Annotated in this window: 26 protein-coding genes; 17 read left to right on the forward strand and 9 right to left on the reverse strand. The window is 36.1% G+C overall.

From position 1 onward, the window contains the following. The 3 genes from RMR09_RS03045 to mfd form a co-directional block, all read left to right on the forward strand. Positions 1-271 (forward strand): OmpA family protein (locus tag RMR09_RS03045; protein WP_310594349.1); only part of this gene is annotated, 271 nt, incomplete at its 5' end. 149 nt (positions 272-420) lie between these two features. After that, complete coding sequence (locus RMR09_RS03050; RefSeq protein ID WP_310594350.1) at positions 421-1,023, forward strand: hypothetical protein; 603 nt, start codon at positions 421-423, stop codon at positions 1,021-1,023. Next, a complete protein-coding gene (gene mfd, locus RMR09_RS03055) occupies positions 1,016-4,381 on the forward strand; it encodes a transcription-repair coupling factor (protein WP_310594351.1) in 3,366 nt (1,121 codons plus the stop codon). Before RMR09_RS03050 ends, mfd begins: the two co-directional genes overlap by 8 nt. A gap of 48 nt (positions 4,382-4,429) precedes the next feature. Here mfd and RMR09_RS03060 read toward each other — a convergent pair whose 3' ends face one another. The 3 genes from RMR09_RS03060 to RMR09_RS03070 all read right to left on the reverse strand — a co-directional run bounded on the left by RMR09_RS03060 (position 4,430) and on the right by RMR09_RS03070 (position 6,484). Then, entirely contained in the window at positions 4,430-5,086 is a 657-nt protein-coding gene (locus RMR09_RS03060; protein ID WP_310594352.1) for an aspartate kinase, read from the reverse strand. A gap of 120 nt (positions 5,087-5,206) precedes the next feature. Continuing rightward, complete coding sequence (locus RMR09_RS03065) at positions 5,207-5,566, reverse strand: YraN family protein (protein WP_310594353.1); 360 nt, start codon at positions 5,564-5,566, stop codon at positions 5,207-5,209. 21 nt (positions 5,567-5,587) lie between these two features. After that, on the reverse strand, positions 5,588-6,484 hold the full coding sequence (locus RMR09_RS03070; RefSeq protein ID WP_310594478.1) for an LD-carboxypeptidase: 897 nt from the start codon (positions 6,482-6,484) through the stop codon (positions 5,588-5,590). A gap of 195 nt (positions 6,485-6,679) precedes the next feature. Between RMR09_RS03070 and RMR09_RS03075 the strand changes: the two genes are divergently transcribed. Next, positions 6,680-7,777: an endonuclease/exonuclease/phosphatase family protein gene (locus RMR09_RS03075; protein ID WP_310594354.1), complete on the forward strand. Its 1,098-nt coding sequence runs from the start codon at positions 6,680-6,682 to the stop codon at positions 7,775-7,777. Between the two features lie 42 nt (positions 7,778-7,819). Beyond that, positions 7,820-8,359, forward strand: a complete 540-nt coding sequence (locus tag RMR09_RS03080) for a 3-hydroxyanthranilate 3,4-dioxygenase (protein ID WP_310594355.1) — start codon at positions 7,820-7,822, stop codon at positions 8,357-8,359. A gap of 2 nt (positions 8,360-8,361) precedes the next feature. Here the strand turns inward: RMR09_RS03080 and RMR09_RS03085 are convergent, their stop codons facing one another. The 3 genes from RMR09_RS03085 to RMR09_RS03095 are packed head-to-tail and all read right to left on the reverse strand — an operon-like array spanning position 8,362 to position 10,743. Further along, positions 8,362-9,087 (reverse strand): metallophosphoesterase family protein, encoded by a 726-nt coding sequence (locus RMR09_RS03085; RefSeq protein ID WP_310594356.1) that lies wholly within the window; start codon positions 9,085-9,087, stop codon positions 8,362-8,364. A gap of 12 nt (positions 9,088-9,099) precedes the next feature. Next, the gene (locus tag RMR09_RS03090) at positions 9,100-9,855 is read right to left on the reverse strand and encodes an SDR family NAD(P)-dependent oxidoreductase (protein ID WP_310594357.1); all 756 of its coding nucleotides are present in this window, start codon (positions 9,853-9,855) and stop codon (positions 9,100-9,102) included. Between the two features lie 15 nt (positions 9,856-9,870). Then, complete coding sequence (locus RMR09_RS03095; protein WP_310594358.1) at positions 9,871-10,743, reverse strand: aldo/keto reductase; 873 nt, start codon at positions 10,741-10,743, stop codon at positions 9,871-9,873. A gap of 212 nt (positions 10,744-10,955) precedes the next feature. On the opposite strand from RMR09_RS03095, the gene RMR09_RS03100 reads away from it, so the two are divergent. The 9 genes from RMR09_RS03100 (at position 10,956) to RMR09_RS03140 (ending at position 20,326) form a co-directional block, all read left to right on the forward strand. Beyond that, the gene (locus RMR09_RS03100; RefSeq protein ID WP_229318083.1) at positions 10,956-11,960 is read left to right on the forward strand and encodes a MoxR family ATPase; all 1,005 of its coding nucleotides are present in this window, start codon (positions 10,956-10,958) and stop codon (positions 11,958-11,960) included. Positions 11,961-12,011: 51 nt separating this feature from the next. Next, the gene (locus RMR09_RS03105; RefSeq protein WP_310594359.1) at positions 12,012-12,875 is read left to right on the forward strand and encodes a DUF58 domain-containing protein; all 864 of its coding nucleotides are present in this window, start codon (positions 12,012-12,014) and stop codon (positions 12,873-12,875) included. A 48-nt stretch (positions 12,876-12,923) separates the two neighbouring features. After that, a complete protein-coding gene (locus RMR09_RS03110; protein WP_310594360.1) occupies positions 12,924-13,283 on the forward strand; it encodes a four helix bundle protein in 360 nt (119 codons plus the stop codon). Positions 13,284-13,351: 68 nt separating this feature from the next. After that, positions 13,352-14,977, forward strand: a complete 1,626-nt coding sequence (locus tag RMR09_RS03115) for a hypothetical protein (RefSeq protein WP_310594361.1) — start codon at positions 13,352-13,354, stop codon at positions 14,975-14,977. After that, positions 14,977-15,978, forward strand: coding sequence for a VWA domain-containing protein (locus RMR09_RS03120; RefSeq protein WP_310594362.1), 1,002 nt, complete (start codon positions 14,977-14,979; stop codon positions 15,976-15,978). Before RMR09_RS03115 ends, RMR09_RS03120 begins: the two co-directional genes overlap by 1 nt. A 1-nt stretch (position 15,979) precedes the next feature. After that, positions 15,980-17,011 carry a VWA domain-containing protein gene (locus RMR09_RS03125; protein ID WP_310594363.1) on the forward strand — a complete coding sequence of 344 codons (1,032 nt, stop codon included), beginning with the start codon at positions 15,980-15,982 and terminating at the stop codon, positions 17,009-17,011. Positions 17,012-17,021: 10 nt separating this feature from the next. After that, entirely contained in the window at positions 17,022-17,774 is a 753-nt protein-coding gene (locus tag RMR09_RS03130) for a tetratricopeptide repeat protein (protein WP_310594364.1), read from the forward strand. Between the two features lie 33 nt (positions 17,775-17,807). Continuing rightward, the gene (locus RMR09_RS03135) at positions 17,808-19,568 is read left to right on the forward strand and encodes a BatD family protein (protein WP_310594365.1); all 1,761 of its coding nucleotides are present in this window, start codon (positions 17,808-17,810) and stop codon (positions 19,566-19,568) included. A gap of 14 nt (positions 19,569-19,582) precedes the next feature. Continuing rightward, positions 19,583-20,326, forward strand: a complete 744-nt coding sequence (locus tag RMR09_RS03140; RefSeq protein ID WP_310594366.1) for a tetratricopeptide repeat protein — start codon at positions 19,583-19,585, stop codon at positions 20,324-20,326. Positions 20,327-20,336: 10 nt separating this feature from the next. Here RMR09_RS03140 and RMR09_RS03145 read toward each other — a convergent pair whose 3' ends face one another. Further along, positions 20,337-20,840 carry a CvpA family protein gene (locus RMR09_RS03145; protein WP_310594367.1) on the reverse strand — a complete coding sequence of 168 codons (504 nt, stop codon included), beginning with the start codon at positions 20,838-20,840 and terminating at the stop codon, positions 20,337-20,339. 137 nt (positions 20,841-20,977) lie between these two features. Between RMR09_RS03145 and RMR09_RS03150 the strand changes: the two genes are divergently transcribed. The 3 genes from RMR09_RS03150 to RMR09_RS03160 all read left to right on the forward strand — a co-directional run bounded on the left by RMR09_RS03150 (position 20,978) and on the right by RMR09_RS03160 (position 22,944). Next, positions 20,978-21,334: a hypothetical protein gene (locus RMR09_RS03150; RefSeq protein WP_310594368.1), complete on the forward strand. Its 357-nt coding sequence runs from the start codon at positions 20,978-20,980 to the stop codon at positions 21,332-21,334. Between the two features lie 131 nt (positions 21,335-21,465). Continuing rightward, a complete protein-coding gene (gene pheS / locus RMR09_RS03155) occupies positions 21,466-22,485 on the forward strand; it encodes a phenylalanine--tRNA ligase subunit alpha (protein WP_310594369.1) in 1,020 nt (339 codons plus the stop codon). Between the two features lie 51 nt (positions 22,486-22,536). Beyond that, on the forward strand, positions 22,537-22,944 hold the full coding sequence (locus RMR09_RS03160) for a hypothetical protein (RefSeq protein WP_310594370.1): 408 nt from the start codon (positions 22,537-22,539) through the stop codon (positions 22,942-22,944). A gap of 87 nt (positions 22,945-23,031) precedes the next feature. On the opposite strand, the gene RMR09_RS03165 is transcribed toward RMR09_RS03160, so the two are convergent. Together RMR09_RS03165 and RMR09_RS03170 are read right to left on the reverse strand one after the other, a co-directional pair. Continuing rightward, positions 23,032-23,247 carry a hypothetical protein gene (locus RMR09_RS03165; RefSeq protein WP_310594371.1) on the reverse strand — a complete coding sequence of 72 codons (216 nt, stop codon included), beginning with the start codon at positions 23,245-23,247 and terminating at the stop codon, positions 23,032-23,034. 10 nt (positions 23,248-23,257) lie between these two features. Then, positions 23,258-24,253, reverse strand: coding sequence for an NAD(P)H-dependent glycerol-3-phosphate dehydrogenase (locus RMR09_RS03170; RefSeq protein WP_310594372.1), 996 nt, complete (start codon positions 24,251-24,253; stop codon positions 23,258-23,260). Positions 24,254-24,427: the final 174 nt, after the last annotated feature.

The raw sequence follows: 24,427 nt of genomic DNA on the forward strand, positions 1-24,427 counted from the left end.
AGAAGTACTGACTCAAAACCCAAGTATCAAAATCGAGATTGGATCGCATACGGACAGTCGTCAGAGCAAAGCATACAACCAAGGGTTATCACAACGCAGAGCTAAATCTACGATGGACTACTTGGTCAAACGTGGCATCGCTAAGACCCGTTTAACAGCTAAGGGCTATGGAGAGAGCCAATTGGTGAACACATGTGCTGATGGAGTTAAATGCTCAGAGGCTGACCACCAACTCAACCGAAGAAGTACCTTTGTAATAGTAGGACAATAAACTACACACGATATTTATTGCCCTTATAGAAAAGCGGCTCGTCTTAATTGATGAGGCGCTTTTTGTTTTTAAAAAGAAAAATAAGTTCAAAATGTCGTATTCGGTATTGTAAATTTAGTTTGTAACTTTGTGCTTCAATGAAAATGGATATGAAATACCTAGTGGTGCTTTTTTGTGCTTTGCTTTTGCTCTTTACTTCATGTAAGGACGATGCGCAACAACGAGATGCAGAAAATAAAAAAGCGATTCAAAAAAAAGAAGTAATTTATAAAAACATCAGCAAAAGCTGGGATTTTTATGCTACTCCTATCAATACTACTTCTGAACAAAGTGTGGCGAGTTGGACTGAATTCCGTCAATTTTTAGACGAATTGGGACAAAAGCCAAGAAAGACAATGGGTGCCTTTCAGAAAAAAGCAGCGGAGCTTTCTAAAAAAGTGTTGTTGCTCAACAATAATATTCCATTTCAATTCCAACAACCGCAAATAAAAAGCCGAATAGGAACCTTGATTACCAAAGTTCGACTATTGAATCTATTTATTCACTTAGACAATATCCCAGATAAAAAAGTGATTCTTTTGATAGGAGAAATCAACGCCGAGTTAGTCTCTTTACAAAGGCAAATGGACAAAATTACTGAGAAAAGTAAAATCCCTGTGGAAGAAGGCGAATCAGACATGCTACGAATGTTGGATACAACAAGAGCGATTCCTAACACTATTGTAAATCCAAATTTACCGCGCGTTGAGTAAAGCAATCTATTCCGTTTACGATAATTCGTCTAAAATAGAGCAAATAGCGGCTCAAATAGCACAAAATCATGCCCAAAAGTTACAGCTTTCAGGTTGGGTGGGTTCTTCCATTTCCTTTGTAATTCGTTCCCTTTTTAAAAAGACAGAATTACCGTTTTTATTGATTTTAAACGATAAAGAAGAAGCGGCGTATTATCTGAACGATTTGGAGCAAATGATTGGCGACCAAGACGTATTGTTCTATCCGGCTTCGTTTCGCCGTCCCTATCATATAGAGGAAACCGATAACGCGAATGTATTGCTTCGTGCCGAAGTCCTCAATCGCATCAACTCACGCAAGAAACCAGCTATAATTGTAAGTTATCCCGAAGCCCTTTTTGAAAAAGTGGTGACTCGAAAAGAGTTGGACAAAAACACTTTAAAAGTGGCTGTTGGGGACCAAATTTCGATTGATTTTATCAATGAAGTGTTGTTTGAATACGAATTTAAAAGAGTAGATTTTATAACTGAACCTGGCGAATTTTCGGTTCGTGGTGGAATAGTCGATGTGTTTTCATTTTCGAATGATAATCCGTACCGAATTGAGTTTTTTGGTAACGAAGTGGATAGTATTCGAACCTTTGACGTGGAAACGCAATTGTCATTGGAACAACAAAAGAAAATCACCATTATTCCCAATGTTGAAAATCAATTTTTTCAAGAAAATCGAGAAAGTTTTTTAGATTATATTTCAGAAAAAACGGTTGTTTTTATTCAAAATACAGAAGGCTTACTAAGTCAGTTAGACAAACAATTTGCTAAAGCTCAAGAAGCTTTTGAGAAACTTTCCAAAGACATTAAACACGCTACGCCAGAACAATTATTCTTAAATCAAGAACAATTTATTAAACGAGCGTTGGATTTTTCATTGGTTGAATTGGCTTCCAAAGCGATTTTTAAAACAACTAAAAAGTTCGAATTCCATACGCAGCCGCAACCATCTTTCAACAAGCAATTTGATTTGTTGTTGAATAATTTGAACGACAATCATTTTAATGGATACAAAAATTATTTGTTCTGTTCGAATGACAATCAAGCCAAGCGTTTTCATGACATATTTGAAACCTTAGACGAGGCAAATTCGGAGAACATTCGCAAGCAATACAACACTATAGTACTACCTTTGTACCAAGGATTTATCGACGAAGAAAACAAAATTACTTGCTATACCGATCATCAAATTTTTGAACGTTACCATAAATTCAGTATTAAAAATGGGTATTCTAAGAAACAGAATATCACTTTAAAAGAATTGACTTCACTTTCGGTGGGCGATTATGTAACCCATATCGATCACGGAATTGGAAAATTTGGTGGCTTACAAAAAATTCAAGTCGAAGGAAAAACACAAGAAGCCATTAAATTGGTCTATGCCGATAATGATATTGTGTATGTGAGTATTCATTCTTTGCACAAAATTTCAAGATACAATGGCAAAGACGGAACACCTCCTAAAATTTATAAATTGGGGTCGAATGCATGGAAGGTTTTAAAACAAAAAACCAAAGCACGCGTCAAACATATTGCCTTCAATTTGATTCAATTGTATGCTAAAAGGCGTTTGGAAAAAGGCTTCCAATATGCGCCTGATAGTTATTTACAAAATGAATTAGAAAGTTCGTTTATTTACGAAGATACGCCAGACCAAATCAAATCAACACAAGAAGTGAAAGCCGATATGGAAAGTGATCGCCCGATGGATCGTTTGGTGTGTGGTGATGTAGGTTTTGGAAAAACAGAGGTGGCTATTCGTGCGGCTTTTAAGGCGGTAGACAACAGCAAACAAGTGGCTGTTTTAGTACCCACTACGATTTTAGCTTACCAGCATTACCGAACTTTTTCAGAACGTTTAAAGGACATGCCGGTTTCGATAGGGTATTTGAATCGTTTTAGAACTGCCAAACAAAAAGCTGAAACCTTAAAGCAATTGGCTGAAGGAAAATTAGATATTGTCATTGGAACGCACCAACTAGTGAATAAAAATGTGGTTTTTAAAGATTTGGGTCTGTTGATTGTTGACGAAGAACAAAAATTTGGCGTGAATGTCAAAGACAAACTGAAAACCATTGCAGCTAATGTAGATACGTTGACTTTAACAGCTACGCCAATTCCAAGAACCTTGCAGTTTTCGTTAATGGCAGCCCGAGATTTATCGGTAATTACCACACCACCGCCCAATCGTTATCCTATTGAAACGAATGTAGTTGGGTTTAGCGAAGAAGTGATTCGCGATGCTATTTCGTATGAAATTCAGCGTAACGGACAGGTGTTTTTCATTAATAACCGTATTGAAAATATCAATGAAATTGCAGGGATGATCCAGCGTTTGGTTCCCAATGCCCGAGTAGGAATTGGCCACGGCCAAATGGAAGGCGCCAAGCTCGAAGAATTGATGCTCGCTTTTATGAATGGCGAATTTGATGTTTTGGTGGCTACCACTATTATTGAAAGCGGTTTGGACGTCCCGAATGCCAACACGATTTTCATTAACAATGCCAATAATTTTGGATTGTCTGATTTGCATCAAATGCGTGGTCGAGTTGGGCGAAGCAACAAGAAAGCCTTTTGCTATTTCATCTGTCCGCCGTATTCGGCAATGACGGATGATGCCCGCAAACGAATTCAGGCTTTGGAACAATTTAGCGAATTGGGTAGCGGATTTAATATCGCGATGAAAGATTTGGAAATTCGTGGCGCAGGCGATTTGTTAGGAGGAGAACAGAGTGGTTTCATCAACGAAATAGGTTTTGATACCTATCAAAAAATTATGAATGAAGCCATCGAAGAACTCAAAGAAAACGAATTCAAGGATTTGTATCCCGATCAAAAGGATATCGAAACCAAAGAATACGTCAAAGACTTGCAGTTGGATACTGATTTTGAGTTGTTGTTCCCAGATGAGTACATCAACACGGTTTCAGAACGATTGCTGTTGTACAATGAGTTGGCTGAGATAAAAGATGAAGAAGCGCTTTTGGCTTACGAAAACAAATTGGTTGACCGTTTTGGGCCTTTGCCAAAACAAGCCCTTTCTTTGTTGAGTAGCATGAAAATCAAATGGATTGCCACCCGTTTAGGAATTGAAAAACTCGTGATGAAACAAGGTAAAATGATTGGGTATTTTGTCTCCGACCAACAATCGGATTATTACCAATCAGGACGTTTTCATCAGGTGTTACAGTTTGTTCAAAAACAAAGTGCGTTGTGTAAAATGAAAGAAAAACAAACGCCTAACGGTTTGCGATTATTATTGACGTTTGACAATGTAAAATCAATTCGCAGAGCTTTAGAGCTGATGGAGTTGATAGGAAAACAATAAATAAAAAAGCCTCCAAATTATTGGAGGCTTTTTTGTTTAAAATGAATTTTAATTTTTCAAATCTTTAATCACCTTGAAAGCCACATCCACTTCGTTTTCACTTACTAAAATAGTGAACTCATTCGAAGTAGAAATTACCTCATTGATAATGATTCCTTCCCAAGCCAAACGTTGAAAAATGAAATAGTAAATCCCAGGAACCACGATGTTTTCTTTTGGTAACTTCACGGTGATTGAAGCTAAATTTTCTAATTTTTGAATCAATTTTTCGTTAGCAAAATGTTTGTCAACCAAATGGTTCACGCTGCTACTCACCACGATATTTGTTTCATTTACCCCTCTTGACGAAGTGTAAAAAATATCAGAATGGCTATTAATATCGGTAATTAAATCAGCTTGTTTATTCAAAACTGTTTCTGAAGCAGCAAAAGTATAATCAGTCAACTCGGAACGAACAGTGATTTCTCCGATGTTTTTAATGACTTTGTTGATTTTGTGATTCAGTTTAAAGTCTAACTCTTCAGTTAGTCGTTTAAGCGCCATGACAACGGCCCCTTGTTTTACTTCTTTACTAAATTCGCTTTCTAATTCACTCATAATATTGCGTGAAAGAGAGGTCAAATTAATGATGCCTAACGATAAAGCGTTCAGTAAAAAAGGTTTTGTTTTAATGTAATTTTCTACGATGGACGAAACGGTTTTCATAGTAGTTGTGTTAAGTTGTTGTTTTAAAAATAGTAGTTAGGGTGTAGTAGTTGTGTTAAAAACTGCTGCAAATATAAATAAAAAAACAATTTGTTACAAATATAACATCAAAAAATATGCTTAAAAATGAAAAAAAGCGTCTGTAAGGTGTTCAATTACAAATTCTTGCCCTTTTTTATTGATGGCAATGATGTCAAAACGTACTTCAAAATCCAAGTCGTTTTCGGTTACGTACCCATTAACTGCTTTGACCAATAATTGGATTTTTTTGGGTTTTACAAAATCTTGAGGAAGGCCAAAATCAATTGAGGAACGCGTTTTTACTTCAACAACGGCTAGGATATTGTCTTTTTGAGCTAAAATATCAATTTCGGCTTTTTGAAAAACCCAATTGGTTTCCAAAATTGTATAGCCGTTTTTTTGTAGGTATTCTAGAGCTAATGCTTCTCCGAGTTTTCCTAATTCGTTGTGTTCAGCCATAGTGAAAGGGTTACGTGTTGGCTATTCAAAAACCACGGTACTGCAATTTTCGGTTACTTCAAGGGTTACGTTGCTTCCTAAAATTAACGCTCTATTATCATGGATATGACCAGCAGGGAAATTAAAAATCATTGGGATGTCATATTTTTTCGTCACATCTTGAACAATTTCAAGTGCATTTTTCCCCCAAGGAATATCATTGTCTTTCATATCGGTCATTGAACCTACAATAATTCCTTTTAAGCTTTCCAAACAGCCGTTGCGTTTTAAATTCATCATCATACGATCAATATGGTAGAGGTATTCGTCCAAATCTTCGATGTATAAAATCTTGTCTTTACAATCTATTGCAGATGGGGAACCTAACAAACTATATAAAATAGATAAATTACCGCCAACTAATTCGCCAGAAGCTTTTCCTAAACGATTCATTGGGTGCGAATCAATAGCGTATTGTAAAGGTTGTCCAAATAAGGATAAACGCAAACTTTCAATAGCTTCAGGAGTTGCTTTTGCAAGACTAATAGGCATAATACCATGAATGGATTTGTATCCCATGGTGTTCAAATGATTGTGCAAAACGGTTACATCGCTAAAACCCACTAACCATTTTGGATGTTTTTTGAATTGTGTAAAATCAATTAAATCAACTACTCGTACGGTGCCATAACCACCTCTTGCGCACCATATTGCTTTTATGTTGGGATTGTCCAATTGCTCCTGCAAATCGGCAGCGCGTTGTGCATCAGTTCCGGCTAATTGATTTTCTTCTAAACCAATACTCTTTCCAATAACTACATGTAGTCCCCAACTTTCTAATAAGTCAATAGTAGGTTGCATGCTTTTTACAATATGTTTTCGAGCAGTTGCTAATATTGCAACAGTGTCTCCTTTTTGTAAATAAGGTGGTGTTATCATAGTCGTTTGGGCTTGCATAGTGATAGAAAGTAAACTTAAAATGAATAAGAAGAACGCTTTTCTCATGAATGAAATCTGTTATGCAACAGTATTTATTTTTAAACAAATATAGACAAATCCGAAATCATTTTTAATTTCAGTTCTAATTTCTTAGTTTTACTTTACCTGAAAACTAGTATCCTAAATCCTGTCTTTATGAGAATTGGCCCCGTTCTTTTTTGTCGTGTATTTTTTATTATATCCTTTAACATATTTGGGCAGTCCAAAAAATACCGTATTCATACGGTTGCCTTTTACAACTTTGAGAATTGCTTTGATACAATAAATGATCCCAATACTTTTGATGAAGATTGGACTCCCGCAGGATCTCAGCATTGGACTTTTGACAAATACTTAAAAAAATTAGACAACTTATCTCGTGTTTTGTCGGAAATCGGCAGTTCAGAAAATCCCGATGCACCCACTTTCATCGGTGGTTGTGAAATTGAGAACAGAGGTGTGCTAGAAGATGTAATCCAACAACCTAAGTTGGTTGATAAGGAATACGGAATTATCCATTTTGATTCTCCAGACAAAAGAGGAATTGACGTCGCTTTATTGTATAGAAAAAGGTATTTCCAACCCACAACGTACACCAATATCCCTTTATATGTCTACCAAAAAGAAACTAAAGCTAAAATCGATTCTGATGAAAAGACAGACGATGTTTTGGAGGTAAGTTCAAAAAATAAACGAGTGTATACGCGTGACCAACTTCTAGTTACAGGTTTTTTAGAAGGTGAAGAAATTCACTTGATTGTCAACCACTGGCCTTCGCGTTCTGGAGGAGAACAACGCTCGAGTCCGTTTCGAGAAGCAGCAGGTAAATTGAATAGGAAAATTATGGATTCGTTACAGCAAATAAACCCCAATGCTAAAATAATTACGATGGGCGATTTAAATGATGGCCCATACAATACGAGTGTCAAAATTGCATTGGGTGCCAAGGCTAAAAAGGCAGAAGTACCGCAATTTGGGATTTACAACCCTTTTGAAGAAATGGCAAAGAAGGGGATGGGAACTATTGCTCACAGAGACGCGTGGGATATTTTTGACCAAATCATGGTATCGGAAACTTTATTAAAAACAGATTATTCTTCTTGGCAATATTGGAAAGCGGGAATTTACAACAAACCATTTTTAGTTCAAACCAGCGGTCAATTCAAGGGGTATCCGCTAAGGCATTCGGCAACAGAAATTGGCTTCAGCGATCATTTTCCAGTTTATATTTATTTGATAAAAGAGAAAAAATAGCAAGTTTAATTTGGTAACTTTACCCTTTTAAAATTTAGAAATATGGCTATTGCAAAACCGTTTAATCTCAACAAATGGATTGATGAAAACCGTCATTTATTAAAACCACCAGTTGGCAATAAAAATCTATATACCGAGTCAGGAGATTATATAGTTATGATTGTGGCGGGGCCTAACGCAAGAAAAGACTACCATTATAACGAAACCGAAGAATTGTTTTATCAATTAGAAGGAAGTATAAAAGTGGTTATTCAGGAAGATGGTGAACGCAAAGAGATGGAATTGCATCCGGGAGATATGTACCTGAATCCGGCTAAAATTCCGCACTCACCGGTTCGTTCAGAAGGGTCAATCGGTTTAGTTATCGAGCGTAAAAGAGCGGGTTTAGGTTTTACAGATGGGTTGCTTTGGCATTGTGATGCTTGTAATCATAAACTGCACGAAGTTTATTTTGAATTGCATAATATCGAAAAAGACTTTTTATCCCACTTTGAACATTTTTATAGTTCAGAAACCTTACGAACTTGCACCAACTGTGGAACAGTTATGGAAACCGACCCGAGATTTATAGCTAAGAAATAGTTTTAGTTTCTCCCTTTTTCGTTAGGATACAAAATATCTAAATTTTCGCTTTGCCAATACGCTTTAGAATCCACGTCCATCACGGTAAGAGGCCCTCTAAAAGCCGCTCCGGTATCAACATTCCAAACATTAGCCATTTGAACTGGAGTTGTTCTACCAATGCGGGAAACAGGAGTGTGACCAATAAAGATTTCGTTGTATAAAGTAAAACGTTTTGGATACGCTAAATCGGATTTTTCCATATTTTTATCTAGGGCTAATGCAGTTTCCCAAAGGGTTCTGTCCCAATAAAAAAGTTTCGGAAAATATTCAAAATCAATACCGTTCATATTAGTAAATCCAGCATGAATAAACAATCTGTTTTGATCATCAAGATGGTAGTCTTCTAAAGACTCTAAGAAAGTAATATGAGTTTCTAGGGTTTTGGCATTACAATTTTCATAGGCGGTAACAGTAGCTTCTCCACCGTGTTCAAACCATTGTGGATTGTCAGTTCCATGTTTAAGCCAGTTGAGTAATAAATCATCATGATTACCACGAATACAAACAATGTTATGCGTTTCTTTCATCGCAATGAGTAGGTCAATCACTTCAGGAGATTGGCTCCAGCCATCGACATAATCCCCTAAAAAGATGAGTTTGTCGTTTGGGCTAACCTTGGCTCTTTCTAAAATTTGATGTAGTGCGCGCAACCCGCCATGAATGTCTCCAATAACCAATGTTCTCATACGTGTTTCTTTTTATAAAGAACGATTGACAATTCCAGACGAAGCTTGGGCAGTCGGCATCACTACCAAATCAGCAATATTCACATGATACGGTCTTGATACTACAAAATGGATAATATCTGCAATATCTTCAGCTTGTAAAGGAGAAAAACCTTTATAGACATTTTGCGCTTTTTCAGAATCGCCTTTAAAACGTACATCACTAAACTCAGTAGAAACCATTCCTGGGTGAATCGCACCAACTTTAATTCCAAACGGGTTCAAATCCATTCGCATTCCTTGGTTCAAGGCATCGACAGCGTGTTTGGTAGCACAATATACGTTGCCATTTGGGTACACTTCTTTGGCTGCGGTCGATCCAATGTTGATGATATGTCCTGATTTACGTGTTATCATTTGCGGAATAATCGCTTTTGAAACATACAGGAGCCCTTTGATATTACCATCTATCATAGCATCCCAATCGTCGATACTTCCTGTTTGAATAGGGTCTAAACCGTGTGCATTTCCAGCATTATTAATTAAAATATCAATTTGCGAAAAGGCTTCAGGCAAGGAACTAATTTGTTCAAAAACCGCTTCTTTATCTCGCACGTCAAACAATAAAGAGTGTACTTCTGTAAACTCCGAAAGGGCTGTTTTAAGTTCGTTCAAACGATCTTCGCGGCGCCCACAAATCACTAATTTGTAGTTGTTTTTCGCTAGAATTATCGCAGTTGCTTTTCCAATTCCACTAGTAGCTCCTGTTATTAAGGCTGTTTTACTCATTTTTTAATTTTGTTATTAAGGCACATTTTTACCCATACTTTCGCTCCAAATAGCAAACCAATCTTCTTTTTCTAAAGGTAATTCAGTCGCTTTCATCAAGGCTTGAATTCGAGCAACGTTTACTGTTCCTGCAATTGGAATTACTTGAGCAGGATGTTGTAAAATCCAAGACAATAAAATAGTGTCTGAACCCACTCCGTATTTAGAAACTAATTGCGCTAACAATTTTTTCATACGTCGGGTTTGCTCATTATCTTCTCTAAACACACTTCCTAAAGGATTCCAAGACATAGGGCGAATACCGTTTACTTGCATATAATCCAAACTTCCGTCCAACATGGCTTCGTGATGCGAAGCTGAAAACTGAATTTGGTTATAGCTTACTGCTGTTTTCTGACGAATTAATTCGGTTTGCGAAGCAGTAAAGTTGGATAAACCAAAATCGATAATTTTCCCCTCGACTTTTAATTTTTCCACTGCCTCTGCAATTTCATCCGCTTGCATTAACGGACTAGGGCGATGTAATAATAGAATATCTAAATAATCTGTAGCTAAATTTTTTAAAGAATTTTCTACAGACCAAATGATATAGTCTTTAGAATATTCATAATGCTTGATGGTATTGTTTCTGTTTTTGGTCACCATTTGAATACCACATTTCGAAATCAACTGGATTTTTTGACGATCAATTTTACTTGAACTTAAGGCTTTTCCAAATTCAGCTTCGGTGGTATAATCGCCATAAATATCAGCGTGATCAAAGGTGGTAATTTTATTTTCTAAACACAAATGGATCATATTCTCCATCTCTTTTGTGTTGAGATTTTTATCCCAAATTCCCCAATTCATTGCCCCAGCAATTATGGGAGATAGTGTTGTTTTACTCATTGTGATATAAAGTATTTCTAATTGGTAAATCTAGTATTTTCTTTCAAATTGAATAGAGTTCTTAAAAATAGGTAAATTCTATCACAATTCGTCCTTAAAATTAGGCTTTTTGCCGAAGTTTTAACCATTCTTTAACATCTTACTTCTAAAAAAAAATTCAATTTGCACTCGCAAAAGCAAACCCTATAAACAAAGGTTTAAAAAATATCACAATGGAAGAGAATACATCGACTTTAGACATTAGAGCAATTAATGAGAAAATAGAAAGAGAAAGTGCTTTTATCGATCTACTTACTATGGAAATGAACAAGGTAATTGTGGGTCAAAAGCACATGGTAGAACGATTGTTAATTGGACTACTTGGTCAAGGACATATTTTGTTAGAAGGAGTTCCAGGATTGGCCAAAACCTTAGCCATTAATACGCTTTCTCAAGCTGTTGCAGGTTCGTTTAGTCGAATTCAATTTACACCTGATTTATTACCTGCCGATGTGGTAGGAACGATGATTTATAACATCAAGCAAAATGAATTTTCAATTAAAAAGGGCCCCATTTTTGCCAATTTCGTTTTAGCCGATGAAATTAACCGTGCGCCAGCCAAAGTGCAATCAGCCTTGTTAGAGGCAATGCAAGAAAAGCAGGTGACTATTGGCGACACGACTTTTAAATTAGATAAGCCATTTTTAGTTTTAGCTACACAAAACCCAATTGAGCAAGAAGGAACGTATCAGTTGCCAGAAGCACAAGTCGATCGTTTTATGTTGAAAACGGTGATTGACTATCCAAAAATGGACGAAGAGCGATTGGTTATTCGTCAGAATTTGAGCGGAAGCTATGAAAAAGTAAACCAAGTGGTTTCTATCGAGCAAATTTTACGCGCTCAAGAAGCAGTTCGTGAGGTGTATATGGACGAGAAAATCGAGAAATACATTTTAGATATTATTTTCGCTACACGTTACCCAGAAAAATACAAATTAGCCGACTTAAAACCATTGATTAGTTTTGGTTCATCGCCACGTGGAAGTATTAATTTGGCTAATGCAGCTAAGTGTTATGCCTTCATCAAACGTCGTGGGTATGTGATTCCAGAAGACGTTCGTGCGGTAGTTCATGATGTGTTGCGTCACAGAATTGGAGTTACCTACGAAGCAGAAGCAGAAAACATCACATCTGTGGACATCATCAACAAAATCGTAAACGAAGTTGAGGTTCCTTAATTTCTTGAAAGATAAACTTTGTGACTTTGCGCCTTTGTGGCAGTAACAAAAATGGATACAAAAGACCTACTTAAAAAAGTCCGAAAAATAGAAATCAAAACCCGAAGATTGAGTGATCATATCTTTTCGGGAGAATATCACACATCTTTTAAAGGACGTGGGATGACTTTTAGCGAAGTACGTCAATACCAATATGGAGACGATATTCGTGCCATTGACTGGAATGTAACTGCGCGATACAACGAAGCACATGTTAAGGTTTTTGAAGAAGAACGCGAATTAACAATGATGCTGATGGTTGATATTTCGGGTTCGGAGAGCTTTGGTTCCAAAAATCAGTTTAAAAAAGACATTGTAACTGAAATCGCTGCTACGATGGCTTTTTCGGCGACCCAAAATAATGATAAGATTGGATTAATTCTGTTTTCAGATGAAATTGAATTGTATATTCCACCCAAAAAAGGCCGATCTCATGTGTTGCGAATCATTCGCGAACTCATCGAGTTTGAACCTAAAAGTAACAAAACGGATTTGGCACAAGCCTTGAAATTTTTGTCGGGAACCCAAAAAAAGAAAGCCATCGTTTTTGTTATTTCTGATTTCATGACGCAGGAATACGAGCAAACGTTAAAAATCGCTTCTAAAAAACACGATATAACTGGAATACGAGTGTACGACATTCGCGAAGAAAAAATGCCCAATTTAGGAATGGTTCCTATGTTGGATGCCGAAACAGGAGCGATACAATTAGTAGATACAGGTTCTAAATCAGTTCGTTTGAACTATGAAAAACACTATCACGATCGAGTAAATTATTTTAAAGAAACCTTCAGTAAATCAGGTTCTGGAGTAGTGAATACCCGAGTTGATGAAAGTTATGTAACCAAACTATTAGGGTATTTTAAATCGAGATAAAGATTTTAGATTGAAGAGTAACGATTGCAGAATTTAGATTTTTAAAAAGTGAATAAACAAGAACTCGAAAATAGATTGATTGATTTTGCGGCAACAATAATAATTGTAGCAAGTAAATTTGAAAAAAATTATGCAGGAAATCATTTAGCGAGTCAAATAATTAGATCAGGGACATCTCCCGCATTAAATTATGGAGAAGCACAAAGTGCTGAAAGTAGTAAAGACTTTATTCATAAAATGGGAATTTGTTTAAAAGAATTGAGAGAAAGTTTTGTTTGTTTGAAAATTATTGAAAAAGCAGGTTTAATGAAAGAGGAAGATTTGTTGGTTTCTGCAAAAACAGAAGTGAATGAACTAATTTCCATTTTTGTTTCGAGTATTAAAACGGCGAAGAACAATTTGAAATAGTAAACGGAAAATCAAAAATCACTAATCGTTAATCAATAATCAGAAATCAAAATTTCTGAATAGTATAAATGAAAAAAACAGCATACATAGTATTGTTTCTAATCTCAACCACGCTTTTTGCACAAAAAGTAACGACGGCTTTAGATACGACTCGCAACAAAATTGGAGCCGAGTTTAAATTGACCTTGAAAGCATTAGTGGATACTTCGGCAAGAGTAGTTTTCCCTAATTTGAAAAATATAGGAGCCTTAGAAGTGATTCGTTCGTATCCAATTGATACGATTCGAAATAACGACCGCTATGAATTAATTAAAAAATACGGGTTAACACAATTTGATTCTGGGAAATATACTATTTCAAGAGTGTCTATTTTGATTAACAAAAAACCGTTCTTGTCCGATTCTCTTTTAGTTGAGGTAGCCAATGTGAAAGTGGATACGTTGCAACAAAAAATGTACGACATCAAGGATATTGTGGTTGCTGAAAGTCATTGGGGGAATTGGTGGAAGTACATGCTAGCAATTATTATTTTAGCAGGAATAGGCGCTTTGGTGTATTGGTACATCAAGAAAAAACAGCAAAAAGTCATTGAAGAAGAAGTTTATAAAACGCCTATCGAAAAAGCCACATCCTTACTAACTATTTTGGAGAAAAAAGAATTGTGGCAAAACGGAGAAATCAAGGAATATTATAGTGAATTGACCGACATCGCTAGAAATTATATCGAAGAGGCTATCGAAATTCCAGCGATGGAAAGTACTACTTCTGAATTGATTATGGCTTTGAGAGCAGCCTCTGTAAAAAAGAAAATGACGCTTTCGCAAGAAACAATCGAAAATTTAGAACGCGTTTTAAAACAAGCCGACTTGGTGAAGTTTGCGAAGTCTAAACCAATGGATTTCGAAATTACAGAAGACAGAAATAAGATTCAAAAAGCGATTTTAACTTTAGATAAAGCGATTCCTGTTGAAGTGCCGGAAGAAGAAGATTTGTTGCTCAATGAAGCACAAAGACAACATCAGATTCAATTGCAGTTAAAGAAAAAGAAAGCCAAACGTATTCGTACTGCGATACTTTCAGTAGTGTTATTAGTGGTTGTAATTACAGGTTTTTTTGTGGTAACTCGTGGTTTTAGTTTTGTGATTGATACGGTTTTTGGTCGTGAAACTAAAGAATTATTAGAAGGAGAATGGGTAAAAAGCGAATACGGAAATCCAGGCATTTTAATTGAAACCCCTCAAGTTTTAAAAAGAGTTGATGCCGAAAAAGTCTTGCCGAAAAACACGATGGCATTGATTAAAGAAATGCAATTATTCCAGTATGGCGACATGATGAATAGCTTTTTTATGATGGTGTCTACAAGTCAATTCAAACAACCAACTGATATTGATTTGGCAAAAGCCATGGAGGGCAATCTAAAAATAATCGAGGCTCAAGGCGGTCAAAATATTATTGTAAAACAAGAAGATTTTGAAACTGAAAGTGGTGTGAAAGGCTTAAAAGGATACGGAACAATGACCATGTTAAATCCGTTGACCAAGTCGAGCGAAAAAGTATATTATAAAATTTTATATTTCAAACAAAATCAAGGATTACAACAAATTATGATTGTATATCCTGAAGGAGACCAATACGGAAGTGCAATTGCAGACCGAATGTTACATTCAGTTGAACTAAGACAAGCGGGTAAATAATGGAAAAAATAACATTTTTAAATCCAGAATTTTTTTGGTTGTTGCTTTTAATTCCAGCGGCAGGCGCTTGGTTGTATTTGAAAAGAAACCAGCAAACAGCTACTTTAAAAATAAGTTCGACAGCAGGTTTTACAGGTTCTAAATCCTTTTTTGTGAAAGTGTATCCGTTTTTAGGGGTACTTCGTTTATTGGCTTTAACAACTTTAATTGTTGCGATGGCACGACCTAGAACCGTTGATGTTAGTAACAAAACTAAGACTACAAAAGGAATTGATATTGTGATGGCGATTGACGTTTCGGGAAGTATGTTGGCTAAAGATTTGAAACCTAATCGAATGGAAGCTTTGAAAAAAGTAGCTTCCAGTTTTGTTGATGAAAGACCGAATGATAGAATTGGATTAGTGGTGTATGCCTCTGAAGCCTATACTAAAACTCCAGTTACAAGTGATAAAGCAATTATTCAACAAGCGATTGAAAGTATTAAATACGATAATGTCTTGCAAGACGGAACGGGAATTGGGATGGGATTGGCGACAGCCGTTAATCGTTTAAAAGACAGCAAAGCCAAAAGCAAAGTGATTATTCTGTTGACTGATGGTGTAAATAATGCAGGATTTATTGAGCCAGAAACGGCTTCGGATATTGCAAAACAATACGGAATTAAAGTCTATACGGTAGGTATTGGGACTAATGGAATGGCTGAGTTTCCGTATGCAATTGCTCCCAACGGACAATTTTTATTCCGAATGATGCAGGTAGAAATTGACGAGCAGTTGATGAAAAATATCGCTCGAAAAACAGATGGAAAATATTTTAGAGCTACAAGTAATAGTAAACTAGAAGCTATTTATGAGGCAATTAATAAATTAGAAACAACCGAAATACAGGAATTAAAATTCTATGATTATGATGAGAAATTTCGCCCGTTTGTCTTATTGGCAGGTTTCTTTTTGTTGCTAGAAATTGGATTGCGAAACACGGTGTACCGATCATTTATTTAAAATGGAATTAGACGAAAAAATATATTTGTACTTACTATTGCTACTGCCACTTTTGGTGTTGGTTTTTCTATTCAATTTATATTGGAAGAGAAAAAAACAACGTGAATTTGGCGACTTAGAATTGGTGCAACGATTGAGTCCTGAAAGTTCAGTCTTTAAACCTGTTTTGAAATTAGTGGTACTCCTTTTGGCATTGATAGGTTTGATTTTAGGCTTGGTTAATCCAAAAATTGGCACCAAGATGGAAACGGTAAAACGCGAAGGAATCGACATCGTTTTTGCTATGGACGTTTCTAAAAGTATGCTTTGCGAAGATGTGGCACCAAGTCGTTTAGAAAAAAGCAAGCAATTGGTTTCTCAAATTATCAATCAATTGGGTAACGACAGAATTGGGATTGTGGCTTATGCAGGAAGTTCGTTTCCTGTATTGCCTATTACCACGGATTATAGCGTAGCCAAAATGTTTCTACAAAGCATGAATACTGATATGGTTTCTTCTGTGGGAACTTCTTTGGATGAAGCTATCAAGTTATCGGCCACCTATTTTGATGATAAAAAAACGAGTAAGTTGTTGATTCTAGTTTCAGATGGTGAAGATCATTCGGAAGGGGCAGAAGCCGCTGCAGAAGCTGCCAATAAATTAGGAATTAAAATCATTACGATAGGGGTGGGAACTCCAAATGGAGGAACTATTCCGTTACGACGTAATGGTGTTTTAGAAGGTTTAAAAAGAGACAGCAATAACGAAGTGGTTATTACTAAACTCAACTCAGAAAGTTTGACTGCTATTGCTAAAGCGACTAAAGGGGGTTATGTGAATGGCGCCAACACCAAAGAGGTAATTAATTATGTAAAAAATGCGTTGAATAACATTGAAAAAACCGAATTTGAAGCTACTCAAATGGCCGATTTCCAGTCGCAATTTCAATGGTTTTTAGGATTTGCATTTGTGTTGTTGTTTGCAGATGTTTTTCTTTTGGAACGCAAAACCAAATGGGTGAATAAACTCAATTTATTTAATGAAAAGGAATAAAAAAACAAGGATGAGGAATCTATTTGTATCTATTTTTCTTGTGTTTTCTTTGGCAATTACTGCCCAAGAGAAAGATGCACTTTTGCCCAAAGCGAATGAAGAATTTGCAGCCAAAAAATATGCAGATGCCGAGGCCAATTATAGAATTTCACACTCTAAATTCCCAAGAAGAACGGTAGCTTCTTATAATTTAGGAAATTCCATTTACCGTCAAAACCAATTTTCGGAATCCAAAATCGCTTTTGCCAATGCGTTGAAAAACATCAAAACACGTCCTCAAAAACACAAGGCATTTCACAATTTAGGAAATGTGTTCATGAAAGAAAAGGATTATTCGCAAGCGGTGGAAGCGTATAAAAATGCACTTCGAAACAATCCAGAAGATGAAGAAACGCGATACAATTATGCTTTGGCAAAAAAAATGCTAAAAGATAACCCGCCAAAAGACGATAAGAATAAAGACAAAAACAAGGACAAGGATAAAAAGGACGACAAGAAAGACGATAAAAATAAGGATAAAAACAAAGATAAAGGCGATCAAAATAAAGATAAAAAGGACGGAGATCAGGATAAAAACAAATCGGATAAAAAAGACGATCCTTCCAAAAATCAAGGGCAGCCTAAGCCGAATCCGGGAGGAATTTCGCAACAACGAGTGCAGAACTTGTTGGATGCCGTGAATAATGAAGAAAAGAAAGTTCAGAATAAAGTCAATGCTCAAAAAGTAAAAGGAAAACCAGTACAAACAGAAAAAGACTGGTAAGAATTTGAAATTAGAATACCATTTTAACACCCAATGAAAAAATACATACTGCTATTATTAATCAGTTTTCAAGGACTTTTGGCTCAAGTACAATTTGAGGCAAAAGTGAGTAGAAATACGCTCGGACTTAACGAGAGACTCCGCGTGGATTTTATAATGAATGTAGATGGGGATAATTTTGTTCAGCCTAATTTTGAAGGATTTCGAGTAATTGCAGGACCGAGTCAGCAAATAAGCCAATCGTGGATTAATGGCCGAAGTACTTTCGAAAAAATATACTCTTACTTTTTATTGCCTTTGCAAAAAGGAAACTTAGTGATCAAACAAGCGGTGATTGAATTTAATGGGCAATTGTATAAAACGGCTCCCGTAAGAATTAAAGTTACCGACGCGGTGCAACAACAAGCCGATCCGAACGATCCATCTGCACCTCAAATATCGGCTGATGATAACATTTATCTCGTAGCTGATATTTCTAAAACTAATCCGTACATCAACGAACCTATTACCGTAGTGTATAAATTGTATTTCAGTTACAATATTGGAATTACCAATTGGCGTGAGTTGAACAAACCCAAATACAATGATTTTTGGAGTCAAAACATTGACATCAAGCAATTGGTTGCTGAAGAAGGCATGTTCAAAGGACAGCGCTATCGATATGTAACTTTACGAAAAACGGTGCTGTATCCACAAAAATCGGGTAAATTAACTATTGAACCTTTATCATTGGATATTGATGTGCAATTGCCAACTAATCGTAGAGATGTATTTGGGCGAGTAATGATTACCGAAGGTAACAAACGCGTTTCGGCAGGAACCAAAACGATTGCCGTAAAGCCACTTCCTGAGGCTGGAAAACCGGCAGGATTTACAGGAGCAGTGGGTAATTTTGATTTTAAAGTAACGCCAACCAAAACCAATTTGAAAAACGGAGAAAGTTTGGATTTGGTCGTGAGTGTAAGCGGAAAAGGGAACTTAAAATTGTTTGATTTACCCAAACCCGTTGCGCCAAATGCACTCGAAATGTATGACGCTGTTCATAAAGAAGAAGTCAATACAGGCTTGTCAGGTATGCTAGGTAAAATTTCAGATAGTTATACTATTGTCCCGCAATACAAAGGGAAGTATCCTATTAAGCCAATGCAGTTCAGTTATTTTGACTTGAGTTCAGGCACTTATAAAACGCTGACTTCAGAAGAGATAGTAATCAATGTTTTAGATGGGCCAACGGCTGCGCAAGCAGTGGCTTCCAATTCAGGTGCGAATAAAAACAAAATTGAGAGACCAGAGCAGTTTAAATTCATTAAATTAAAAACAGAGTTAACCCCTTTGCAACGTAATGATTTCTTTGGATCGTTATGGCATTACATACTGTTGTTATTGCCGTTTATAGTGTTGCCAATAGTCGTATTCATCAAGAGAAGAAAAGAGGCTTTGGAGGGCGATATTACTGGAAATAGAATCCGAATGAACAATCGATTAGCTAAGAAATATTTATCGGAAGCCAAAAAACAAATCAACAACAAGGAACCATTTTATGTGGCTTTAGAAAAAGCAATGCACAATTTCTTGAAAGCCAAATTGCATATCGAAACTTCAGAAATGAGTAAAGACAATATTCAAGAATTGCTATTGTCTCGAAATGCCAATCCAGAAGCTGTAAACGATTTTATTGCCTTAACTGAAAACTGTGAGTTCGCGCGGTATGCACCTGCTTCAAGCACGTCGATTCAAAATGATTTTGATAAAGCGGTGTTGATTATTTCAGCATTGGAAAAACAGATTTCTTAAACACGAAGGACACAATGAAACATTTAGTTTATATATTTTTATTCATCACTTCTTTTGTATTCGCTCAAAGCGGATTCGAAAAAGGGAATGTTTTGTATCAAAAAGGGCAATACGAACAAGCAATTCAAGCGTATGAGAGTGTGTTGGATAGCCACCAACAATCTGCTGAATTGTATTTTAACTTAGGGAATAGTTATTTCAAATTACATAAAGTAGCCCCATCTATTTATTATTACGAAAAAGCGTTGGTGTTACATCCTGAGGATGCAGATGTAGCAAACAACTTAAAATTTGCTCAAAAACTAACTATTGATGAGGTAAAAGAAGTGCCTAAAGTAGGCTTTTCTAAATTACTCCGCGATTTTACCGCGATATACGATTTCAATACTTGGGCGTGGATTTCGGTGGTGTTTGGATTCTTGTTTTTAGGGTTTTTTATAGGATATTATTTTTCGTTGACGGCATCGTCAAAACGTATATTCTTTTTTGGAATGTTTGTTTGGCTTGTAAGTTTACTGATTAGTTTAGCGGCCGGAATTTTTGAAAAAAATCATTTTGTAAACGAACGCCCGGCCATAGTTTTTGCTGAGGTTGTCGAGGTAAAAAGCGAACCGCAAAAGGCAAGCCCAGCGACTTTCATTTTACACGAAGGGACCAAAGTCTTTGTGGAAGAAACTTTAGGCAATTGGAAAAAAATTCAACTTACCGATGGAACGGAGGGTTGGATTCAAAACGAAGCTATTCGAGAGGTGAAATAAAGTTTTCGGTTTATTTTGTAGTTGCCTTTTTGTACAATTTCTGAATTGAAGGGAAAATAAAATCAGCTGTTTTCTGAATCGGATTAAAGAAAATAGAACGATCTAAAGTTTCTTTTTTAGCTAAAAAATGATTGTAATTGATCTTTTCGAAAACACTAAATAAGATACTCACTATTAATACCGTTTTCAACATTCTGAAAAAACCACCACCTGCTTTGTTAATCCATCCCAAATAAGCGAAACTCACCATTTTAGTCAAGAACTTTCCGGCTAATGACACTCCAATTATAACCACCAAAAAAGTAAGGATAAAAGCGATAATTTGAATGGTGTACGGATTCCATTTGAATACACCTGAAAGAGCTGTTTTAGCCATAGAGGAAAATTTGATAGCCAAATAAATTCCAGCAATTAAAGAGAAAAAAGAAGCCAGTTCTACAAAAAGTCCGTTTTGAATGCCTTTGAACGCAGCATAAATCAATAAGGCGGCAATGATAATATCTAAAAATCCCATAGTTGTATCGTATAAAAGCACAAAGATAAAAGAATTGTCGATTGTCCATTCTCAATTTTCTACTTCTTATCTTTGCTGCTGAAATTTTGGTTCTCGTTTTGCATTTCGTAAATCGTAAATCATAAATCGTAAATCCAATGTCAAGAGACGTACAATTGAAAGAACGCTGGGAACAGCTTGTAGTTATATTATCCGATCGGTTTTCACAAGGCGAAGATTTGGATCTGGATGCCATTATTTATTTAATAGGAATTCAAGAATTAGGGCAAATTCATCGCGAATTCAAGAAAGATGAAAAACTCAATCTGATGCATATTGCTATTTGTCGATTGCTTGAACCGTATGGCTATTATGAATTTGAATTTTTTGACGATGAAGGTTGGCCACATTACAAAGTAAAAGAAGAATTACCCCCTTTAAAAGCAGGAGAACAATCTGTTTTGATGAAAGAAGCGATTGTGAATTATTTCCTTGAAAGAGGACTAATTCAATAGTAGAAATTAGTACTAATGGACTAGTAACTGGCGCCAACATAACCAAATCACAAATTACGAATCACGAATCCCCAAACCAGGTTTTACTTTTCACTAAAAAATCGTAATTTTGCACCTTTACAAAAAGACTGATGATAGACAAGATAAAAGAATACATTAGCGAAGCACAAGGATTTTCCTCACAAGATCCAGCGGAACTAGAAGCTTTCCGAATTAAATTTTTAGGAAGTAAAGGACTTTTGAAAGAGTTATTTGCCGAGTTTAAAAATGTTCCTAACGAACAGAAAAAAGAATTTGGACAGGTAATCAATTTGCTAAAAACTTCTGCCGAAGACAAAGTAAAATCAATTCAAGAGGCGCTAGAAAGTAAAGAAGAAAGCAAAGGAATTTATGGTGATTTATCTCGTGCTGCAGAGCCGGTTTTGATAGGTTCCCGTCATCCAATATCATTGGTTAAAAACCAAATCATTGATATTTTTTCTACCGTTGGTTTTAATGTGTCCGAAGGTCCAGAAATTGAGGACGATTGGCACAATTTCACCGCTTTGAACTTGCCCGAATACCATCCGGCTCGTGATATGCAGGATACCTTTTTTATTCAAACTAATCCCGATATTTTGTTGCGTACTCACACGTCTTCAGTGCAAGTGCGCTACATGGAAAACAACAAACCGCCTATTAGAACCATTTCTCCTGGACGTGTTTTTCGTAACGAAGCAGTTTCGTCTCGTTCGCATTGTATTTTCCACCAAGTAGAAGGATTGTATATCGATAAAGATGTTTCTTTTGCTGATTTAAAACAAACCTTGTTGTATTTCACTAAAGAGATGTTTGGGAAGTCTAAAATTCGTTTGAGACCCTCTTATTTTCCATTTACAGAGCCAAGTGCTGAGATTGATATTTATTGGGGCTTGAAAACCGAAACAGATTACCGTATTACCAAAGGAACAGGTTGGTTAGAAATTGGGGGTTGCGGAATGGTTGATCCTAACGTTTTGAAAAACTGCGGTATCAATCCAGACGAATACAATGGTTTTGCTTTCGGAATGGGAGTTGAGCGTATTGCGATGTTGCTATACCAAATTGGAGATATCAGAATGTTTTATGAAAACGATGTTCGTTTCTTGGAACAATTCAAATCAATAGTATAATAATTAATTCGCCCTTTTTGAAGTAACATTTAGAAAGGGTTTTTTAAATAGATGAAAAAAGACATTATCATTCCCGAAGTAGAAAATGTTTTCATGGCGGTCGTTCAAGAATGGAGCGATGAGTTTATGGAGAAAGTGTGGTATGCGTATTTAGTAAACGATTCTGATTTTCAAATAGACGGCGTAATGGTCGTTTCGAAAGCGTTTGGAACCCTAGATGGCGAAATGAAAAAAACATCGATTTTGCGCCATGCTTTTGCAGAAATTCCTGAGGTTTCGGTAGCTAAAATCGAATTGATTGACAAAAGCCTTTTGGCGTTAAACAATGAATTTATGGTGACTTTTTTTATCGGAAACACCCTTTACGATAAGAAGTTTATTTTTAAAGCTAATGCTATTCAAGAAACGAATCAAGAAGAAGTGCCCATTTTATTTGTAGATGGCGTAATTGTTCGATAATATATCCTAAAACAAACCGCAGATTCGCTGATTTGTTATAATCAGTAAATCTGCGGTTTATTTTTTAAACGATAAAGTTTAAAAATTTTATTTTCCTTCACGGCGTTTTTTAGCCGTCCAACTAGAGTATCCCAAGATAAATATTCCAAAAACAATATAGCCAATAGCTCTAAAATAGTAGCCATTGTCGGCTAATTGTGTGGCTAGAGGCGTTGTGCTTGATAAGTACCAAGTAGAGAAACCAATCATGAATAGCCCCCAAATGCCTCCTACTTTAATCTGATATTTCCATCTTTCGCTCATAATTTTATATTTAATCCAATTGATCAGTCAAATTTTTGAATACTTTTTTAGCATTTTTTCCGTCATACAAAATACTATACACGGCATTGATAATTGGCGTGCTAGCTCCGTAACCTTGGTTCAGCTGGTACGCGCTTTTAGTAGCATAATAGCCTTCGGCTACCATACTCATTTCCATCATCGCACTTTTTACGGTGTATCCCTTACCAATCATATTTCCGAACATTCTATTTCGAGAAAAAACAGAATAACCTGTCACCAATAAATCGCCTAAATAAGCCGAGTCATTGATGTTGCGTTTCATTTTATGCACTTTTTTGATGAATTTTTTCATCTCACGAATCGCATTACTCATCAAAACCGATTGGAAGTTATCTCCATAACCCAATCCATGGGCAATTCCGGCCGCTACTGCGTATATGTTTTTTAACATTGCAGCATATTCTGTCCCAATGATATCATCTGTAATTTTAGTTTTAATATAATTACTAGATAAATTTTTAGCGACAATGGTTGCCTTTTCTGGGTCCCCACAAGCAATTGTCAGGTAAGAAAGACGCTCTAAAGCCACTTCTTCGGCATGACAAGGACCAGTTATTACCCCAATATTATAGTAAGGAATGTTGTAATTAAAATGGAAATGTTCCCCCACAATTAAACTTGTTTCAGGGACAATACCTTTGATCGCCGAGAAAATTATTTTGTTTTCGAGCGAGGTAGTCAAATTAGCTAATTCCGCTTCTAAAAAAGCAGATGGAATCGCAAAAATTAGGTAATCTGCGTAGGCAACTGCTTCGTTAATATCGTGAGTTAGTCTTAGTTTATTAGTGTCAAACTCCACCGAACTTAAATAATTCGGATTGTGTTTTTCAGTTTTAATGTGTTCAATTGCAGCTTCGTTTCGCATGTACCATGAAATCTCAGGTAGATTAGCACATAACATTTTCGCAATGGCGGTAGCCCAACTACCTCCACCAATAACTGCAAATTTTAAATTTTCGGCCATTTTATGTATTGGATTTAATCAAAAGTAGGTAAAAAAAACAAAAAACACCAATTTATTCTATTTCTCAGTCTCAGATTTTACAGGCTCTAGCAATAAAAGCAATACATTTTTAATTATTTTTTACAATGCTACACAATAAAAAATAATAGTTTACGTTGTAAACTATTATTAATG

Source organism: Flavobacterium sp., from assembly GCF_031537875.1.
Classification (GTDB): Bacteria; Bacteroidota; Bacteroidia; order Flavobacteriales; family Flavobacteriaceae; genus Flavobacterium.

Excerpts from the sequence above, each read along its gene's own strand:
- RMR09_RS03060 (WP_310594352.1), bottom strand. The coding sequence starts at position 5,086 with ATGAAAACCGTTTCGTCCATCGTAGAAAATTACATTAAAACAAAACCT.
- RMR09_RS03130 (WP_310594364.1), top strand. The coding sequence starts at position 17,022 with ATGAGGAATCTATTTGTATCTATTTTTCTTGTGTTTTCTTTGGCAATT.
- RMR09_RS03125 (WP_310594363.1), top strand. The coding sequence starts at position 15,980 with ATGGAATTAGACGAAAAAATATATTTGTACTTACTATTGCTACTGCCA.
- RMR09_RS03080 (WP_310594355.1), top strand. The coding sequence starts at position 7,820 with ATGGCTATTGCAAAACCGTTTAATCTCAACAAATGGATTGATGAAAAC.
- RMR09_RS03140 (WP_310594366.1), top strand. The coding sequence starts at position 19,583 with ATGAAACATTTAGTTTATATATTTTTATTCATCACTTCTTTTGTATTC.
- RMR09_RS03160 (WP_310594370.1), top strand. The coding sequence starts at position 22,537 with ATGAAAAAAGACATTATCATTCCCGAAGTAGAAAATGTTTTCATGGCG.
- RMR09_RS03145 (WP_310594367.1), bottom strand. The coding sequence starts at position 20,840 with ATGGGATTTTTAGATATTATCATTGCCGCCTTATTGATTTATGCTGCG.
- RMR09_RS03150 (WP_310594368.1), top strand. The coding sequence starts at position 20,978 with ATGTCAAGAGACGTACAATTGAAAGAACGCTGGGAACAGCTTGTAGTT.
- RMR09_RS03135 (WP_310594365.1), top strand. The coding sequence starts at position 17,808 with ATGAAAAAATACATACTGCTATTATTAATCAGTTTTCAAGGACTTTTG.
- RMR09_RS03050 (WP_310594350.1), top strand. The coding sequence starts at position 421 with ATGAAATACCTAGTGGTGCTTTTTTGTGCTTTGCTTTTGCTCTTTACT.
- RMR09_RS03170 (WP_310594372.1), bottom strand. The coding sequence starts at position 24,253 with ATGGCCGAAAATTTAAAATTTGCAGTTATTGGTGGAGGTAGTTGGGCT.
- RMR09_RS03085 (WP_310594356.1), bottom strand. The coding sequence starts at position 9,087 with ATGAGAACATTGGTTATTGGAGACATTCATGGCGGGTTGCGCGCACTA.
- RMR09_RS03070 (WP_310594478.1), bottom strand. The coding sequence starts at position 6,484 with ATGATAACACCACCTTATTTACAAAAAGGAGACACTGTTGCAATATTA.
- RMR09_RS03165 (WP_310594371.1), bottom strand. The coding sequence starts at position 23,247 with ATGAGCGAAAGATGGAAATATCAGATTAAAGTAGGAGGCATTTGGGGG.
- RMR09_RS03065 (WP_310594353.1), bottom strand. The coding sequence starts at position 5,566 with ATGGCTGAACACAACGAATTAGGAAAACTCGGAGAAGCATTAGCTCTA.
- pheS (WP_310594369.1), top strand. The coding sequence starts at position 21,466 with ATGATAGACAAGATAAAAGAATACATTAGCGAAGCACAAGGATTTTCC.
- RMR09_RS03115 (WP_310594361.1), top strand. The coding sequence starts at position 13,352 with ATGAAAAAAACAGCATACATAGTATTGTTTCTAATCTCAACCACGCTT.
- RMR09_RS03075 (WP_310594354.1), top strand. The coding sequence starts at position 6,680 with ATGAGAATTGGCCCCGTTCTTTTTTGTCGTGTATTTTTTATTATATCC.
- RMR09_RS03095 (WP_310594358.1), bottom strand. The coding sequence starts at position 10,743 with ATGAGTAAAACAACACTATCTCCCATAATTGCTGGGGCAATGAATTGG.
- RMR09_RS03090 (WP_310594357.1), bottom strand. The coding sequence starts at position 9,855 with ATGAGTAAAACAGCCTTAATAACAGGAGCTACTAGTGGAATTGGAAAA.
- RMR09_RS03105 (WP_310594359.1), top strand. The coding sequence starts at position 12,012 with ATGGATACAAAAGACCTACTTAAAAAAGTCCGAAAAATAGAAATCAAA.
- RMR09_RS03120 (WP_310594362.1), top strand. The coding sequence starts at position 14,977 with ATGGAAAAAATAACATTTTTAAATCCAGAATTTTTTTGGTTGTTGCTT.
- RMR09_RS03100 (WP_229318083.1), top strand. The coding sequence starts at position 10,956 with ATGGAAGAGAATACATCGACTTTAGACATTAGAGCAATTAATGAGAAA.